Origin of the sequence: Segnochrobactrum spirostomi, from assembly GCF_009600605.1 — a bacterium.
GTDB lineage: Bacteria > Pseudomonadota > Alphaproteobacteria > Rhizobiales > Segnochrobactraceae > Segnochrobactrum > Segnochrobactrum spirostomi.
In genome coordinates this window covers 464,169-480,628 of sequence record NZ_VWNA01000001.1, presented here as the reverse complement: position 1 = coordinate 480,628, position 16,460 = coordinate 464,169, and the positions used below count along the sequence as shown (strand labels likewise).

The 16,460-nt window shown below is 66.7% G+C and carries 14 protein-coding genes; 12 read left to right on the top strand and 2 right to left on the bottom strand.

What is annotated here, in order from left to right:
* Positions 1-255 precede the first annotated feature (255 nt).
* From purU to F0357_RS02110, 8 genes are all read left to right on the top strand, one after another.
* Positions 256-1,125, top strand: a complete 870-nt coding sequence (gene purU, locus F0357_RS02145; RefSeq protein ID WP_153485981.1) for a formyltetrahydrofolate deformylase — start codon at positions 256-258, stop codon at positions 1,123-1,125.
* 135 nt (positions 1,126-1,260) lie between these two features.
* A complete protein-coding gene (gene folD / locus F0357_RS02140; RefSeq protein ID WP_153478234.1) occupies positions 1,261-2,142 on the top strand; it encodes a bifunctional methylenetetrahydrofolate dehydrogenase/methenyltetrahydrofolate cyclohydrolase FolD in 882 nt (293 codons plus the stop codon).
* Positions 2,143-2,570: 428 nt separating this feature from the next.
* Positions 2,571-4,289: a trimethylamine N-oxide permease gene (locus tag F0357_RS02135; protein WP_153478233.1), complete on the top strand. Its 1,719-nt coding sequence runs from the start codon at positions 2,571-2,573 to the stop codon at positions 4,287-4,289.
* A 221-nt stretch (positions 4,290-4,510) separates the two neighbouring features.
* Positions 4,511-5,644 (top strand): aminomethyl transferase family protein, encoded by a 1,134-nt coding sequence (locus F0357_RS02130; RefSeq protein ID WP_153478231.1) that lies wholly within the window; start codon positions 4,511-4,513, stop codon positions 5,642-5,644.
* A 107-nt stretch (positions 5,645-5,751) separates the two neighbouring features.
* The gene (locus F0357_RS02125) at positions 5,752-6,357 is read left to right on the top strand and encodes a dimethylamine monooxygenase subunit DmmA family protein (RefSeq protein ID WP_153478229.1); all 606 of its coding nucleotides are present in this window, start codon (positions 5,752-5,754) and stop codon (positions 6,355-6,357) included.
* Positions 6,354-7,316 (top strand): PDR/VanB family oxidoreductase, encoded by a 963-nt coding sequence (locus F0357_RS02120; protein ID WP_153478227.1) that lies wholly within the window; start codon positions 6,354-6,356, stop codon positions 7,314-7,316. The genes F0357_RS02125 and F0357_RS02120 overlap by 4 nt, the downstream gene beginning before the upstream one ends.
* A 73-nt stretch (positions 7,317-7,389) precedes the next feature.
* A complete protein-coding gene (locus F0357_RS02115) occupies positions 7,390-8,430 on the top strand; it encodes a heme-dependent oxidative N-demethylase family protein (protein ID WP_153478225.1) in 1,041 nt (346 codons plus the stop codon).
* A gap of 174 nt (positions 8,431-8,604) precedes the next feature.
* Positions 8,605-10,131 (top strand): hypothetical protein, encoded by a 1,527-nt coding sequence (locus tag F0357_RS02110; RefSeq protein ID WP_153478223.1) that lies wholly within the window; start codon positions 8,605-8,607, stop codon positions 10,129-10,131.
* Between the two features lie 44 nt (positions 10,132-10,175).
* On the opposite strand, the gene F0357_RS25080 is transcribed toward F0357_RS02110, so the two are convergent.
* Entirely contained in the window at positions 10,176-10,721 is a 546-nt protein-coding gene (locus tag F0357_RS25080; protein WP_312861416.1) for a GlxA family transcriptional regulator, read from the bottom strand.
* Positions 10,625-11,152: an AraC family transcriptional regulator gene (locus tag F0357_RS24325; RefSeq protein ID WP_246161301.1), complete on the bottom strand. Its 528-nt coding sequence runs from the start codon at positions 11,150-11,152 to the stop codon at positions 10,625-10,627. Before F0357_RS24325 ends, F0357_RS25080 begins: the two co-directional genes overlap by 97 nt.
* 191 nt (positions 11,153-11,343) lie before the next feature.
* On the opposite strand from F0357_RS24325, the gene F0357_RS02100 reads away from it, so the two are divergent.
* From F0357_RS02100 to F0357_RS02085, 4 genes are read left to right on the top strand one after another with little or no spacing between them, the layout of a single operon-like run.
* Positions 11,344-12,594: a sarcosine oxidase subunit beta family protein gene (locus F0357_RS02100; protein ID WP_153478221.1), complete on the top strand. Its 1,251-nt coding sequence runs from the start codon at positions 11,344-11,346 to the stop codon at positions 12,592-12,594.
* The gene (locus tag F0357_RS02095) at positions 12,594-12,902 is read left to right on the top strand and encodes a sarcosine oxidase subunit delta (protein WP_153478219.1); all 309 of its coding nucleotides are present in this window, start codon (positions 12,594-12,596) and stop codon (positions 12,900-12,902) included. The genes F0357_RS02100 and F0357_RS02095 overlap by 1 nt, the downstream gene beginning before the upstream one ends.
* On the top strand, positions 12,899-15,862 hold the full coding sequence (locus F0357_RS02090) for a sarcosine oxidase subunit alpha family protein (protein WP_153478217.1): 2,964 nt from the start codon (positions 12,899-12,901) through the stop codon (positions 15,860-15,862). Before F0357_RS02095 ends, F0357_RS02090 begins: the two co-directional genes overlap by 4 nt.
* The gene (locus F0357_RS02085; RefSeq protein WP_208948175.1) at positions 15,855-16,451 is read left to right on the top strand and encodes a sarcosine oxidase subunit gamma; all 597 of its coding nucleotides are present in this window, start codon (positions 15,855-15,857) and stop codon (positions 16,449-16,451) included. Before F0357_RS02090 ends, F0357_RS02085 begins: the two co-directional genes overlap by 8 nt.
* Positions 16,452-16,460 lie beyond the last annotated feature (9 nt).

Sequence of the window (16,460 nt, the reverse complement as noted above, 5' to 3'; positions counted from 1 at the left end):
GGCGACGAGGCACAAACGGGTGGATTTTCCCGCCGTCGTCGTGGAAGACGACGGCGCGGGCCGCCCGCGAACCGTGGCGGCATCGCCGCCGTGTGAGGAATGCCACCGTGGCGGGATGACCGCCGAGTGAGGAAGACCATGTCGACGACCCTGGAAACCCGGCCGCGCCGCTCCAAAGCGGACGAACCGGCCGCGAGCGAGAGCCCCGTCATCGCCGCCGAGCCGAACGGCGGTTCGGGTCCGGGCGAGGGGCCGATGGCGACCGCGACCGATCAGGTGATCCTCGCGCTGTCCTGCCCCAACCGGCCCGGCATCGTTGCCGCGGTTTCGACCTATCTGTTCGAGAGCCGCTGCAACATCCAGGAAGCGAGCCAGTACGACGATCCCGACAGCGGCCGCTTCTTCATGCGCGTGGTGCTCAATGCCGTCGGCGCGCCGGTCGCGGTCGAGGATCTCAAGACCGGCTTCGCGCCGATCGCCGAGCGCTTCCAGATGGCGTGGACGATGCGGGCGCGGGGCGAACTGCGCCGCGTCATGCTGCTCGTCTCGAAGTTCGACCATTGCCTCACCGATCTGCTCTATCGCTGGCGGATCGGCGAGATTCCGATGATCGTGACCGGCATCATCGCCAACCATTCGCGCGACACCTATGCCCACATCGACCTCGACGGGATTCCCTTCCATCACCTGCCGGTGACGAAGGAGACCAAGCTCGAGCAGGAAACCCGCATCTGGGATCTCGTGAAGGAGACCCGCAGCGAGGTCGTCGTGCTCGCGCGCTACATGCAGGTGCTGTCGGACGGCCTCGCCGCGAAGCTCAAGGGCCGCTGCATCAACATCCACCATTCCTTCCTGCCGGGCTTCAAGGGTGCCAAGCCCTATCACCAGGCGCACGAGCGCGGCGTGAAGCTGATCGGCGCGACCGCCCATTACGTCACCTCGGACCTCGACGAAGGTCCGATCATCGAGCAGGACGTCGAGCGCATCTCGCATCAGGCGACGCCGGACGACCTCGTCCGCAAGGGCCGTGACATCGAACGCCGGGTGCTCGCCCGGGCGCTGTCCTGGCACCTCGAGGACCGCGTGATCCTCAACGGCAAGCGCACCGTCGTCTTCCCGAGCTGAACCCGATCCACGGACGAGCGGGCGAACCGTATCCGGAATGGCAGACCTGCGACGTGGCCCCTGCACGGGCCGCGTCGCCATGCTATCACCCGCCCGGAAATGTCCTGATCCCGACATGTCGCTGAGGAGTATCCGATGAGCGCGCGCATCATCGACGGCAAGGCGGAAGCCGCGAAGCTCCGCGCCCGCGTGGCCGAGGAAGCCGCGGCCCTGAAGCGGGACCACGGCATCGTCCCCGGCCTCGCCGTCGTGCTCGTCGGCGACAACCCGGCGAGCGAGGTCTATGTCCGCAACAAGGCGGCGCAGACCCGCGAGGCGGGGATGAACTCGTTCGAGTTCCGCTTGCCGGCGGAGACCACGGAGGCGGCGCTGCTCGCGCTCGTCGCCGACCTCAACGCCCGCGCCGACGTCCACGGCATTCTCGTCCAACTGCCGCTGCCGGCCCACATCGCCGCCGACAAGGTGCTCGACGCGATCGCGCCGGACAAGGACGTGGACGGCTTCCATCCGATGAACGCGGGGCTGCTTGCGACCGGACGGGCGGCGCTGGCGCCGTGTACGCCGCTCGGCTGCGTGATTCTCGCCAAGACCGTGCACGAGCGGCTGCGCGGGCTCAACGTCGTGGTGGTCGGTCGCTCCACGATCGTCGGCCGGCCCGCCGCGCAGCTCTTCCTCAAAGAGGATTGCACGGTCACCATCGCCCATTCGGCGACGAAGGACCTGCCCGCGGTGTGCCGCAGCGCCGACATTCTCGTCGTTGCCGTGGGGCGTCCCTTGATGGTCAAGGGCGATTGGGTGAAGCCCGGCGCGACGGTGCTCGATGTCGGCATCAACCGCGTCGAGAAGCCGGAAGGCGGTACGCGGCTCGTCGGCGACGTGGATTTCGAGAGCGCGAAGAGCGTCGCCGGCGCGATCACGCCCGTCCCGGGCGGTGTCGGCCCGATGACCATCGCCTGCCTGCTCGCGAACACGCTGACCTGCGCCCGGATGGCGTCCGGGCTCGCCGCCGCGGCGTGATCGAAACCGCCGCGCGACCGGCGCCGCGGCTCCCGTTGGGGGGAGCCCGGCGCGACCGCGGGCAAACCCGGAGGCTGCCCGGGAAATGCGCAGTTTCTTGTCGTGAATAATTTTTGACAAAGCCGTGGTGTCGTGCATCATGGGCACCGCTCGCAAGGGGCTGCTTTTGAGCCGGTAAGGGAACACCGGCCCACGGCCTCCGCCCGGTTCGCCGGGCCCACCTTCTGATTTCCTTGATCGCCCGGGACGCAAGTTCCGCGGCCGCCCGGCGTCGTCGGGCGGTCCAGGCCGTCGTGCGTTCATCGCGCCTTCGATCCGGCCGCGTCCGGCTCGAGTCGGAGGCCAAAGGAGACCTTTCGCATCGCCAAAAGCCTGCCGTCGCAGATCTCGGATCAACCGGACGCGACACCTTTCAGAGGGAAAGAACCATGACCACCGTCGTCTCGGGTGCCGAGCCCGTATCAAGTTCTTCGACGCTCCACCGCGCGATCGATTGGAAAGGCGCGTTCTGGGTGGCGAGCGGCGTGCCCGCGCTCGTCCTGTTCTCGATCGGCGGCATCGCCGGCACCACGGGCACGCTCGCTTTCCTGATCTGGACGTTCTCCATGATCATGGGCTTCATCCAGTCGTTCACCTACGCGGAGATCGCCGGCCTCTTTCCGAACAAGTCGGGCGGCGCCTCGATCTACGGTGCGGCGGCCTGGGTGCGCTATTCCAAGCTGATCGCGCCCTTGTCGGTGTGGTGCAACTGGTTCGCCTGGTCGCCCGTGCTCTCGCTCGGCTGCTCGATCGCCGCGGCCTATATCCTCAACGCCTTCGCGCCGATCCCGGCCGCCGATTCGCCGGCGGTGGTGAGCTGGCTCGCCGCGCACGGCGCGACGCTGACCGGCAGCGACGCCGACAAGGCGGCCGCGGCGATCGCCGCGCTGACCCCCGGCATCCGCGGCTGGACGTTGTTCGCCCATAGCCTCGGCCCGGTCTCGTTCTCGCTCAACGCCTCGTTCTTCATCGGCGCGGTCCTGATGCTGATCACCTTCGCGATCCAGCATCGCGGCATTCTCGGCACCGCGAACGTGCAGAAGTGGATCGGCCTCCTCGTCATCGTGCCGATGGCGATCGTCGGCGTCATTCCGCTCCTCACCGGGCAGGTCAGCGCCTCGAACTTCTCGCCGCTGGTGCCGCTCGCCGCCGCCTACGCGCCGGACCCCGGCCACTGGAACATCGCCGGCTGGACGCTCGTCCTCGGCGGCATGTTCATCGCCGCCTGGTCGACCTACGGCTTCGAGACGGCGGTCTGCTACACGAGCGAGTTCCGCAATCCGGAGAAGGACACCTTCAAGGCGATCTTCTATTCGGGCCTCCTGTGCCTCGCTCTGTTCATCCTGGTGCCGTTCACCTTCCAGGGCGTGCTCGGCCTCAACGGCATGCTGGCGACCCCGATCGTGGACGGCTCCGGCGTCGCCGAGGCGATGGCCAAAATGGTCGGCGGCGGCGCGTTGGTACAGTCGATCCTCGTGATGCTCATGATCCTGGCGCTCCTGCTCTCGATCATGACCGCCATGGCCGGCTCCTCGCGCACCCTTTACCAGGGCTCGGTTGACGGCTGGCTGCCGCGCTATCTGAGCCACGTGAACGCCCACGGTGCGCCGACCCGCGCGATGTGGACCGACCTCGTCGTCAACCTGATCGTGCTCGCCATCGCCTGCGCCGACGCCACCTCGTTCTTCTTCATCCTGGCGGTGTCGAACTGCGGCTACATCATCTTCAACTTCCTCAACCTCAATGCCGGCTGGATCCATCGGATCGATTCGTCCCATGTTCCGCGGCCCTACCGCGCGCCGACCTTCGTGCTCGCGCTCGGCGGCCTGTTCGCCTTCGTGAATGCGATGTTCATGGGCGCCGGCGCCAAGGTGTGGAACGGGTCGGCCTTGTGGGCCGGTCTCATCACCGCCGCGCTGATCATCCCGGTGTTCTGGTACCGCCATTATGTCCAGGACGGCGGCAAGTTCCCGCACGAGATGGAGGAGGATCTCCACGTCGGCGGCCCGCGTGACAAGACCGAGCGCAAGGCGGGGATCCTCCCTTATCTGACGCTCGCCGGCGGCATCGCGGTGGTGCTCATCTCGAACTGGGTCTTCACCATCTGAAGCCCCGCCGCATCGGCGCGCCGCGCCCCTTCGGGCGCGGCTTTAGGAAGCCCCGACGGCGCCGTATCGGCGCCGTCGTCGCGATCCGGATCGGGATCGCCCGGGTGCGCCGGGACCCTCTTTCTCGGCGGGACTCAAGATAATCGAGTTGCCCCACAAGAAATTGTCGTTACACTGAGGAAACAGAGCCGCGCCACAGCGGCCGTTCCAGAGGATCAGAGATGACGCTGACTTGGAGACACTCCGTCCTCGCCGACCGCCATCGCGCGCTCGGCTCGAAGCTTGAGGACTGGAGCGGCATGGGCACCGCGTGGACCTATGCCAAGGACATGAGCGAGGAACACGTTGCGATCCGCACCCGCGCGGGCCTCATGGACGTGTCGGGGTTGAAGAAGGTCCATCTGGTCGGCCCGCACGCCGCCGCCATCCTGCATCAGGCGACGACCCGCGACATCACCAAGATCTATCCCGGCAAGTCGGCCTATGCCTGCATGCTCAACGAGGCCGGGCACTTCACCGAGGATTGCATCATCTACCGCACCGGGCCGAACGCCTGGATGGTGGTGCACGGCTCCGGCTCGGGCCACGAAGAGCTGACGCGCGCCGCCCTCGGCCGCAACGTCGCGGTGCTGTTCGACGACGACCTGCACGACCTCTCGCTCCAGGGCCCGCTCGCCGTCGATTATCTCGCCGACAAGGTGCCGGGCATCCGCGATCTGCGCTATTTCCACCATATGCAGACGACGCTGTTCGGCCGCCCGGTGATGATCTCGCGCACCGGCTATACCGGCGAGCGCGGCTACGAGATCTTCTGCAAGGGCGAAGACGCGCCGCTGATCTGGGACACGATCGTCTCGGAGGGAGCGGCGCTCGGCATCATTCCGTGCTGCTTCACCGTGCTCGACATGCTGCGCGTCGAGAGCTACCTGCTGTTCTACCCCTACGACAATTCGCAGATGTATCCTTTCCCGGACGAGCCGCCGGGCGACAGCCTGTGGGAACTCGGCCTCGACTTCACCGTGAGCCCGGGCAAGACCGGCTTCCGCGGTGCCGAGCAGCACTACAAGCTGAAGGGCAAGGAACGCTTCAAGATCTTCGGTGTGCTCGTCGAGGGCGACCAGCCCACAGACGCCGGCGACGCGCTTTATGCCGACGGCCGCCAAGTCGGCGTCGTCACCTGCGGGATGTATTCGAGCCTCACCAACCGCTCGATGGCGATCGCCCGGCTCGACGTCCCCTATGCCGTTCAGGGCAAGCCGCTCGAAGTGCGGGGCAAGACCGTGAACGGCCCGGCGATCGCCCACACGCTGCCCTTCGACGATCCGAAGAAGGCGAAGCGCACCGCCGTCGGCTGAGGGCCGCGGGCATCCGGCAGCGGCGTCCGGCACGCCGCTTGCCTCTCCGAGACCGGTGCGGCGCGGGAAAATGCGCCGTTTGTCGTGGTTCGTACCGAGAGCGACGCATGCTTGTCGCGGGCATCAAGAGCAGACCGCAATATCCGGGCCTCGTGCTCGATCCGAAGGCACGGCTCCACCTGATCGCGGCGGAAGGCGAGGGGGCGTTGGCCGTCCTCGCGCTCGCCGCCGCCGGCGGGCCGGACTTTCCGGCGAAGACGGTGGTCTATTACACCCCCGGCGGCTCGGCCGGGGCGGGCCATGTCGGAAGCCTTGAGGCGCTCGGCCTCGATGCGCTCCATGTGACGCCGACGGTGCCGACCCTCCTCACGCGCCTCGACGTCCACCTCGCGACGGCGACCATGGGCACCCGGCTCTACACCGCCGGCGCCGAGGGCTTCCTCGGCCAAGTCGTGCAGTTGGGCGAGCGGCACGGCATCGACCATCTCTCGATCCGCACCGAGCATTGCGGCTCGCTCGCCCGCCGCGTCCAGTGCGTCCATTGCAAGGGGATCACCGAGAACGTGACGACGAGCATCGTGCCGTGCGCCCATTGCGGCCTGAGCCTTCTGGTGCGCGATCATTATTCCCGCCGGCTCGCGGCGTTCATGGGCGTCTGCGTCGATGCCGAGGCGCCCGGCGAGGTGCCCGCCGCCGAGGAGATCTTCCGATGAGCGGCGGGGCCGAACTGCGCGTCAAGATCGCCGAGATCGAGCCGGTCGCGACCGACGTGCGGCGCTTCCGCTTCGTCGCCGCCGACGGCGGGGCGCTGCCTCTGTTCTCCGGCGGCGCGCATGTCGTCGTCGGCATGGAGGCGGGCGACCGGCGCATCCGCAACGCCTATTCGCTGATGGGCTCGCCGTTCGACGAGAGCTCCTATCAGGTCAGCGTTCTGAAGACGCGGGACTCCCGCGGCGGCTCGGTCTTCCTCCATGAGCGCGTGGCGGTTGGCGATACGCTGGTGATCTCCCACCCGGTCAACCTCTTCCCGGTCGACCGACGCGCCCGCAAGCATCTCTTCATCGCCGGCGGCATCGGCATCACGCCCTTCCTGGCGATGGCCGAGCAGCTCTCAGAGGAAGGCGCGCGCTTCGAACTGCACTATGCCATGCGCGCCCGCGATTGCGGGGCCTATGCCGAGGAGGCCGCGCGACTCTATGGCGGCCGTGTCCACCTCTATTGCAGCGCCGAGGGACGCCGGCTGCCGGTCGACGCCCTGCTCGCCAACCAGCCGCTCGGCACCCACCTCTATGTCTGCGGCCCCGAGCGGATGATCGAAGGGGTGATCGGCGCGGCGCGCGACGCCGGCTGGCCCGAGGAGAACCTGCACGCCGAGCGCTTCCAGGCGCCGCCCGCCGGCGAGCCCTTCCGCGCGCGGCTCGCCCGCTCCGGGATCTCGATCGACGTCGGTCCGCACCAGAGCCTGCTCGAGGCGCTGGAAGCCGCCGGCATCGACGCGCCCTATCTCTGCCGCGGCGGTGCCTGCGGCCAGTGCGAGACGGCCATCGTCTCGTGCGACGGCACGCTCGTCCACAACGACCATTATCTGACGCCGGAAGAACGAGCCGGCGCAGCCAAGATCATGACCTGCGTGTCGCGGCTCGCCGGCCGCGAGCTGGTGCTCGATCTTTGAGTTCGGTTTTTTGAGTTTCATGGGATGAACGGTGCGAAGCGCGCCGCGCGTCCGCAGAGGAGGGAGCGTTCCCATGGGCCTCGTCTTCAAGACGGAGACCTTCCGCGACGATTTCACGTTCTCGAACAGCCCGGCCTCGATCCGGCGCTTTCCGTTTCCGTTCGATCGCGATGCCTACGCCTATTCGGTGAACATCGAGCCGCACACCAAGGGCGCGCCCGGCTCCGTGTTCGAGTTCCCGATCGACGTCGACGAGCACTATGTCGCCGAGATGCACGACCGGGCGCTGGTGCTGAAGGCCGACCCGCTGCGCTGCCAGTCCCTGCCGCACATGATCACCGCGGAATGGGACCTCGTCGAGCTCCTGATGACCTCGATGGCGGAGGCCTATCCCGAGCATTTCACCCTGACGCGCGACGGCGACGCCTGGCACTGGATCAACCGTCCGCTCGGCATCGACGACCGTTTCACCTTCGGCGATACGGCGACGCTGCCCCTTCCGCCGATGGAATACATCACCCGCCAATGTCAGGGCGATTTCTCTCTGCTCGACCAGCGCGACAACAATCTTTGGATGGATGCGGGCATCGTCACGACCCAGGCCGATTGGTCGCTCGATTTCGACATCGGCATGAATTTCATGGAATGGCACGGGCCGGTGCCGCTCGCCCATGAGGCGGGCGTGTTCGACCGGGCGCTGAAATTCCTGTTGAACCTTCAGCTCGGCCGCCCGGTGCGCCGGCTGAACTGGACGATGACGATCAATCCCCGGCTCGATACGAGCCCGGAGAATTACCACAAGTGGGGCACCGACCGGACCACCGTGACGACCGAGAATGTCGGCGACAAGGTGCATCTGCGCGTGGAATTGCAGGCCTTGTGGCGGCTGCCGCGCTCGAACGCGATCGTCTTCTCGATCCGCTGCTATCTGATCAAGCTGTCGGAACTGGTGACGAGCCCGAAATGGGCGCGCCGGCTGCACCGGGTGCTGAAGTCGCTGCCGCCGGAATTGATCGATTACAAGGGCCTGACCCGCTACCACCCGCAGACCGTCGAATGGCTCTCCAAGTTCGACGACGGCGCCCCGACCTCGCCGGGCATCGGGCCGGATTGATTGCGCTTCAATCTAACATCTAGCCTAGCGCATCTTAGGCATAATATGATCTATCTGGCATTCTATTCGCGCGCTCCATGCGCCACGGAATGATATCGTCATATCATCCGCGACTGGACGCATGCGTGAAATATTGCGAAGCGCAATGCGCTCGGTCTGAGGGCGTGCATAAAAATGAACTCGGGCGAAGCTAGGAGATGGATCGAGGCACATTTTGGATCACTTGCCCGTTCCGAGAAGAGTAAAAATACTCCTATTGCAGACGAGGAATTCGAAAAAGCGCTTGCCGGCTTGAGATTTTTCTCGTTGCGCAGAAATAAAGATTATTTGACAATCGAGCGATTCCTTTGGGCCGGGTGTGCGAAGTTTGATCGCTGGTTTGCTCCGTCGCCACCGTCGGTACCCAAGAGTTACAGTCGCCTTTTGAATGAATTCGCGGATCGATTAGGTAATCATGAGCGAATTCCCATGAACTCGCCCGTGTTCAAGGTTCACGCGCTACGCGATGAAGTGTACACGGAATTCGTGGGCAAGAAGCTCCCGCTCGGGAAGGCTTATATGGCCGCTTGCGAGCGTTTTCAAGCGCGGCTGGATGAAATTCCAGTGCCTCAGAATGACATGAAGCGGAGCGAGCTGCTCACCGCAAAGGCTAACCTTCGTGCGATCTTAAGCGGGTTGACGGAGGGTCTCCTTATTACCAAACTTAGAACAACGTTGCCGTACCCGCTTTGCCGGCAGCCATTCCGTCTAAGTCTAGAGTGGGAAGGCCTCTCAGTTTCGGTGAAAATAACTTCGAAATTTGTTACTCCTCGCGAATTTCTTGTTCAAACGCAGAGCCCATATGCGATTCGGCCATTTACTTCAACGAGGTGGCAATTCGGAGAAACAAGGTTTGATATCGAGATAAGTGGACTTATTGATCCGAGTATTCAGGTCGATCCTCTTCAGATCCCTGGATTGGCTGTGCCTCTGGATTTCTGGCCGAACGGAATGCGTGTCGCATATGACATAATAGACATGTGTTGCTGGGCGCTTCGGGGGAATTCCCAGTATGTTGGCCTGTGGGCGCCTGCGCCTGGTGACCTTAGCGAAATCGAGAGCGCTATTCAGGTCGCCGGACGACCAGAAATGGATTTCATCCGGCGCGCGAATCCTTCATTGCCGGTTGAAATTTTTCTTCCGACTGATGAAATTCTTGAAATAGAGGTCGGCAAGGTAAGTCCTGTCAGTTGGCATTCCAGGTGCAGAGCCGCAGCTGAACATTATGCTATGCATGGTGAGGCTAGAGAAGCTATATTTTGGCTGAATGTTGGAGTTGAGGCGCTGTTGAGAAGTCGAATGGATGCGGCAATTGCAGCGAATAACGTGAATGTAGATATCGATAATCTGCAGGGTGGAGACTCATACTGGGATGAGGCGAAGCGTGTGCTCGGAGAGCAATTCCCTGATATATCTGAAGAGATTATTTGGCCCTCGAGTCGGAAGAAGCCGAGCTTGTTTCAGCAGCTTAAGATTTTTTGCAAGGCTGTGCCTGGGGCGCCTGATTTTGCGACAGTCAAAACTGCTTATGCACGGGTCGCGCAAAACAGGAACGATCTTTTTCATGGAAATAGCGATGCGACCATTTCCATAGAAGACGTGCGTCAAGCTTTGGTGAATTTTGATTGGCTTGACCAGAAATTCTGCAACGCGGATTGTTAGTGTGGTTCTCAATTGATGAAATATATATTTTTTTATTTGTACCGTCAAACGCGCCCGTCCCGGTCGAGGGCGGGCGCGCGGCCGTGGCGGGCCTTGTAGGCGCGGGAGAAATGGCTCGCGCTGACGAAGCCGCAGGCGACCGCGATCTCGGCGACGCTCATCGCGGTTTGGCGCACCAGGGCGGCGGCGTGGTCGAGCCGCACGCCGAGATAATGATCCCGGAGCGTGGTGCCGAGCCGGTCGGCGAACAGCCGCTCGAGCTGGCGCACCGAGAGGCCTGCCCCGGCGGCGAGCGCCTCGCGGGTTCGCGGCTCTTCGATCGCCTGTTCCATCGTTTGCAGAACACCGATCAGGCGCCGGTCGGTGGTGCCGAACCGCTCCCCGGGGCTGAGGCGTTGGGCATCGCTCGCCGGCCGCTCCTGGGTGCGCAGGAACCATTCGCTGACGGCGAGGGCGAGGGTGGCGCCGTGGTCGCGGGCGATCAGCGCGAGCATCATGTCGAGCGCGGCGATGCCGCCGGCGCAGGTGACGCGGTCGCCGTCGATCTCATAGAGGGTGCGGCGCACCTTGAGATCGGGGAAATCCTCCACGAAGGCCGGAATGTGCTCCCAGTGGAGCGTGCAGCGCCGCCCGCGAGCAGGCCGGCGCGGGCGAGCACGAACGGTCCGCCGGACATGCCGGCGATCAGGGGTAGGCCGTCGCGGGCGAGGCGGCGCAGCCAGGCGAACGTCTTGCGGTCGCGAAATAGCGCCGGATTGCCGCCGGCGCAGACGAACAGCGCATCGAGCGCAACCGCGTCGCCGACCTTGGCGTCGGGTGCGATCCGAATCCCGTTCGAGGCCTCGATCGGCGCGCCGTCGATCGCGACGTGACACCATCGATAGAGCGTGCGCTCGGAGAGGTGGTTGGCGCCGCGCAGCGGTTCGACCGCCGACGCATAGGACATCAGCGGAAAGCCCGGCAGCAGCAGGAAGCCGATCGTGCGGGGCGGGGAGGAGGGCGGCGCGAAAATGGGGGGCAACTCCGAGGCAACCGCATCCCGCCTGCCTCCCTCCGCTCCCCGCATCCGCTCGCCCGTCATGGCCTCCCTCCGCCGTTCCATCATGACGCTCATAGGCATGCAAATGTCGTTCTGAGGCATGATAGCGGGGCCGGACGGGTCCAACCATAGGGGAGATGCGGCGCCTCCCTCGCCGCGCCTCGGAACCAGCGATGCGCTATTCCTTTCTCTCCATTCTCGCGAACGGGCTGAGCGGCCAGAAGGGCTGGACGCGCCAGTGGCGCGCCGCCGAACCCAAGCCCGCTTATGACGTGGTGATCGTCGGCGGCGGCGGTCATGGTCTCGCCGCCGCCTATTATCTCGCCAAGGAACACGGCATCCGCAACGTCGCGGTGATCGAAAAGGGCTGGATCGGCTCCGGCAATGCGGGGCGCAACACCACGATCATCCGCTCGAATTATCTGCTGCCGGGCAACGAAGGCTTCTACGAATGGTCCATGAAGCTCTGGGAAGGCCTGGAGCAGGACCTGAACTACAACGCGATGGTGAGCCAGCGCGGCGTCTTGAACCTCTGCCATTCGGACGCCCAGCGTGACGCCTACGCCCGGCGCGGCAATGCCATGCGCCTCCACGGCGTCGATTCCGAACTCCTCGACCGCGAGGGCGTGCGGGCGATCGCGCCGTTCCTCGATTTCGACAATGCCCGCTTCCCCATTCAGGGCGGCCTTCTACAACGGCGCGGCGGCACCGCCCGCCACGACGCCGTGGTGTGGGGCTATGCCCGCGGCGCCGATCGGCTCGGCGTCGACATCATCGAGAACGCCGAGGTGACCGGTTTCGTCCGCGAGGGCGAGCGTATCGTCGGTGTCGAGACGACGCGCGGCGCGATCCGTGCCGGCAAGGTCGGGCTCGCGGTCGCCGGCAACACGACGCGGGTCGCGGGCAAGGCGGGTCTGCGCCTGCCGATCGAGAGCCATGTCCTCCAGGCGTTCGTCTCCGAGGGGCTGAAGCCGCTCATTCCCGGCGTCATCACCTTCGGCGCCGGCCACTTCTACATCAGCCAGTCCGACAAGGGCGGCCTCGTCTTCGGCGGCGACATCGACGGCTACAATTCCTATGCCCAGCGCGGCAACCTTCCGGTCATCGAGGATGTCTGCGAGGGCGGCATGGCGGTGATGCCGATGATCGGCCGGCTGCGCCTGCTGCGCCATTGGGCCGGCATCATGGACATGTCGATGGACGGCTCGCCGATCATCGACCGGACGCCGCTTCCGGGCCTCTATCTCAATGCCGGCTGGTGCTATGGCGGCTTCAAGGCGACCCCGGCCTCCGGCTGGTGCTTCGCCTGGACCATCGCCAAGGACGAACCCCACGCCCACAACGCGGCGATGCGGCTCGACCGCTTCCGCACCGGCCATCTGATCGACGAGAAGGGGGTCGGCGCGCAGCCGAATCTGCACTGATGCGCATTCCCTGTCCCTTTTGCGGCCCCCGCGACGCCCACGAATTCGCCTATCTCGGCGATGCCGGTCCGAAGCGTCCCGACCCGGCGGCGGCGAACGCCGAAGACCTGTTCTTCGACTACGCCTACCTGCGCGACAACCCGGCCGGCCCGCACCGCGAACTCTGGTACCATGCGTCCGGCTGCCGGCGCTGGCTCGTCGTCGAGCGCAACACGCTGACCCACGCCATCGCCGGCGCGACGTTCGCCTCGGCAGCTGAGGTTGAGAGCGAGATCGCGGCGGATTCGAGCGGGGAGGGCGCGCGATGAGCCGTCTGCCGACCGGCGGTCTGGTCGACCGCGCCCGCCCGATCCGCTTCACCTTCGACGGCCGCCCGCTGTCGGGCGCGGCGGGCGACACGCTCGCCTCCGCCCTTCTTGCGAACGGCGTCAAGCTCGTCGGTCGCTCGTTCAAATATCATCGCCCGCGTGGCATCGCGTCCGCGGGCCCTGAGGAGCCGAACGCCCTCGTCGAACTGCGCGACGGTGCCCGGTGCGAGCCGAACACCCGGGCGACGGTGGTTGAGCTCCACGATGGGCTCGTGGCCGCGAGCCAGAACCGCTGGCCCTCGCTCGCCTTCGACGTGATGGCGGTGAACCGGCTCGGCGCACCCTTCCTCGGCGCCGGCTTCTACTACAAGACCTTCATGTGGCCGGCGAAGGCCTGGGAGAAGCTCTACGAGCCGGTGATCCGCCGCGCCGCCGGCCTCGGCCGCGCGAGCGCCGTACCCGACCCCGACCATTACGAGAAGGCGACGGCGTTTTGCGACGTGTTCGTCGTCGGCGCCGGTCCGGCCGGCCTGATGGCGGCGCTGACCGCGGCCCGCGCGGGCGCCCGCGTCATCCTCGCCGACGAGGATTTCCGCTTGGGCGGCCGGCTCAACGCCGAGCGCCGCACTGTCGACGACCAGCCGGGTCACGCCTTCGCCGATCGCATCCGCGCCGAGCTCGAGAGCTTGCCGGACGTGCGGATCATGGACCGGACCACGGTGTTCGGCGTCTATGACAGCGGCACCTACGGCGCGCTCGAGCGCGTCGGCGACCATCTCGCGACGCCCGCCCCGTTCGCGCCGCGCCAGCGCCTCTGGCGGATCGTCGCAAAGCGTGCCGTGCTCGCCGCCGGCGCGCTCGACCGGCCGATCGTGTTCGGCGGCAACGACCGCCCGGGCGTGATGTCGGCGGCGGGCTTCCAGACCTACGTGAACCGCTATGCCGTTGCGCCGGCGAAGCGGCTCGTCGTGTTCGCCAACAACGACGGCGCCTGGGACGCCGCCTTCGATGCGGCGCAGGCCGGCATCGAGGTCGCCGCGATCGTCGATGTCCGCCGCTCGGTCGCCCCGGTGCTCGCCGAGCGGGCGCGGGTGCTTGGCCTGCGCACCCTCCTCGGCGGCGCCATCCTCGCGACCCACGGCAAGACCCTCTCGGAGATCGAGATCGCCGCCGACGGCAAGGCCGAGCGGATCGCCGCCGACGGCCTCGCCGTCTCCGGCGGCGCGAGCCCGAGCGTCCATCTCACCTGCCACCATGGCGGCAGGCCGGTGTGGAACGCGGAGATCGCCGCCTTCGTGCCGGGCAAGACGCCGCCGGGGCTGACGGTCGCCGGTGCGGCGGCGGGCGTGTTCGGCCTCGCCTCGTGCCTCGTCGACGGCGCCGAGAAGGGGCGGGCGGCGGTCGCCGATCTCGGCTTCGCCGCGGCCGCGCCCTGGGTGCCGCGGGCCGAGGACGGCGGCTTCGGCATCGAGCCGTTCTGGCACGTCGAGAAGTCCCGCGGTGCCGCTTTCGTCGATGCCCAGAACGACGTCACGGCCAAGGACATCGCGATCGCCCATCGCGAGGGCTTCCGCTCGGTCGAGCATCTGAAGCGCTACACCACCCTCGGCATGGCGACCGACCAGGGCAAGACCTCGAACGTCACCGGTCTCGCCATCATGGCGGCGCTGACCGGGCGCGGCATCCCGGAGACGGGGACGACGATCTTCCGGCCGCCCTACACGCCGGTTTCGATCGGCGCGCTCGCCGGCCACCATCGCGGCAAGGATTTCCGTCCGACCCGCCTGACGCCGACCCATGCCTGGGCGGAGCGCCACGGCGCGGTGTTCGTCGAGACCGGGCTGTGGCTCCGGGCGCAATATTTCCCGCGCCCCGGCGAGGCCGATTGGCTCGCCACCGCGACCCGCGAGGTCGAGGCGGCGCGCTCCGGCGCCGGCCTGATCGACGTGTCGACCTTCGGCAAGATCGATCTCCAGGGCGCCGATGTCGGCACCTTCCTCGACCGCGTCTACATCAACACCTTCTCGACGCTTCCCATCGGCAAGGCGCGCTACGGCGTCATGCTGCGCGAGGACGGCCTCGTCATGGACGACGGCACCACCGCGCGGCTCGGCCCCGACCATTGGGTGATGACCACCACCACCGCGAACGCGGCGAAGGTCTATCAGCACCTCGAATTCTGCCTTCAGGTGCTGTGGCCCGATCTCGACGTCGAGATCGCCTCCATCTCGGAACAATGGGCGCAGCTTTCGCTCTGCGGGCCGCGGGCGCGCGAGGTGCTTTCGGCGGTGGTCGATGCCCCGCTCGACGTCTCGAACGCCGCGCTGCCCTATATGGGTGCCGTCGAAGGCACGGTGATGGGCGGCGTTCCGGCCCGCGTGTTCCGCGTCTCGTTCTCCGGCGAACTCGGTTACGAGATCGCCGTGCCGGCGCGCCGCGGCGCGGCGCTCGCCGAGGCGCTGATGGAAGCCGGCCGTCCGTTCGGCATCACGCCCTACGGCACCGAGGCGCTCGGCATCATGCGCATCGAGAAGGGCCACGTCTCGGGTAACGAGCTCAACGGCCAGACCACGGCCCGCGATCTCGGCCTCGGCCGCATGGCCTCGACCAAGAAGGATTATATCGGCCGCGTCATGGCCGGGCGGCCGGGCCTCGTCGATCCGGCGCGGCCGAGCTTCGTCGGCTTCAAGCCGGTCGATCGCAGCGCGCGGCTGCGCGCCGGGGCGCATTTCCTGCGGGTCGGCCGTTCCGCGATCGTCGACAACGACGAGGGCTTCATGACGTCGGTCGCCTATTCGCCGATGCTGAAGCATTGGATCGGCCTCGGGCTGCTGGTGAACGGGCCGCAGCGGATCGGCGAACGCGTGCGCGCCTACGATCCGGTGCGCGGCGGCGATGTCGAGGTCGAGGTGTGTGCGCCGGCCTTCTACGATCCGGACGGGGAGCGCTTGCGTGGCTGAGAACGATCCTCTCGCTCATCTCTCGCCGAGCCGGCCGGTGCCGGCCGGTCTCCACGGCAGGCGCGACGGCACGCCGGGCCTCGTCGTCCGCCCGGTCGACGTCGTCGCGATCGTCTTGATCGTCGCCCGGCCGAAGGCGGGGGAGATCCCGCCCGCCGCGGCGGCGGCGCTCGGTGCCTTCCTGCCCGCCGGCCCGCGTCACGTCGCCGGCAGCGGTCTCATTCTGATCGGCACCGCGCCTGGCCGCTGGCTCGCCGTGGCCGAGTCGACCGAGCCCGCCGCGCTCGCCGCCCGCCTCGCCACGGTCCTCGGCGGCACCTGCGCGCTGACCGATCAGAGCGATGCGCTCGCTCTGTTCGATCTTTCCGGGCCGGCGCTCGAGACCGTTCTGCCGAAATTCGTGCCCGTCGATCTCCATCCGTCCGTGTTCGGCGCGGATGCGGCGGCGACGACCTCGCTCGCCCTGATCGGCGCCACGCTCTGGCGCCACGGCGACGGCGTGCGCTTCGCCGTCGCCCGCTCCATGGCGAACGCCTTCCTGCGCCTCGTGGTGACGAGCGGCGCGGAAGTGGGAGTGGAGTTACAATGATGAGTTATG

Excerpts from the sequence above, each read along its gene's own strand:
- purU (WP_153485981.1), top strand. The coding sequence starts at position 256 with ATGGCGACCGCGACCGATCAGGTGATCCTCGCGCTGTCCTGCCCCAAC.
- folD (WP_153478234.1), top strand. The coding sequence starts at position 1,261 with ATGAGCGCGCGCATCATCGACGGCAAGGCGGAAGCCGCGAAGCTCCGC.
- F0357_RS02135 (WP_153478233.1), top strand. The coding sequence starts at position 2,571 with ATGACCACCGTCGTCTCGGGTGCCGAGCCCGTATCAAGTTCTTCGACG.
- F0357_RS02130 (WP_153478231.1), top strand. The coding sequence starts at position 4,511 with ATGACGCTGACTTGGAGACACTCCGTCCTCGCCGACCGCCATCGCGCG.
- F0357_RS02125 (WP_153478229.1), top strand. The coding sequence starts at position 5,752 with ATGCTTGTCGCGGGCATCAAGAGCAGACCGCAATATCCGGGCCTCGTG.
- F0357_RS02120 (WP_153478227.1), top strand. The coding sequence starts at position 6,354 with ATGAGCGGCGGGGCCGAACTGCGCGTCAAGATCGCCGAGATCGAGCCG.
- F0357_RS02115 (WP_153478225.1), top strand. The coding sequence starts at position 7,390 with ATGGGCCTCGTCTTCAAGACGGAGACCTTCCGCGACGATTTCACGTTC.
- F0357_RS02110 (WP_153478223.1), top strand. The coding sequence starts at position 8,605 with ATGAACTCGGGCGAAGCTAGGAGATGGATCGAGGCACATTTTGGATCA.
- F0357_RS02100 (WP_153478221.1), top strand. The coding sequence starts at position 11,344 with ATGCGCTATTCCTTTCTCTCCATTCTCGCGAACGGGCTGAGCGGCCAG.
- F0357_RS02095 (WP_153478219.1), top strand. The coding sequence starts at position 12,594 with ATGCGCATTCCCTGTCCCTTTTGCGGCCCCCGCGACGCCCACGAATTC.
- F0357_RS02090 (WP_153478217.1), top strand. The coding sequence starts at position 12,899 with ATGAGCCGTCTGCCGACCGGCGGTCTGGTCGACCGCGCCCGCCCGATC.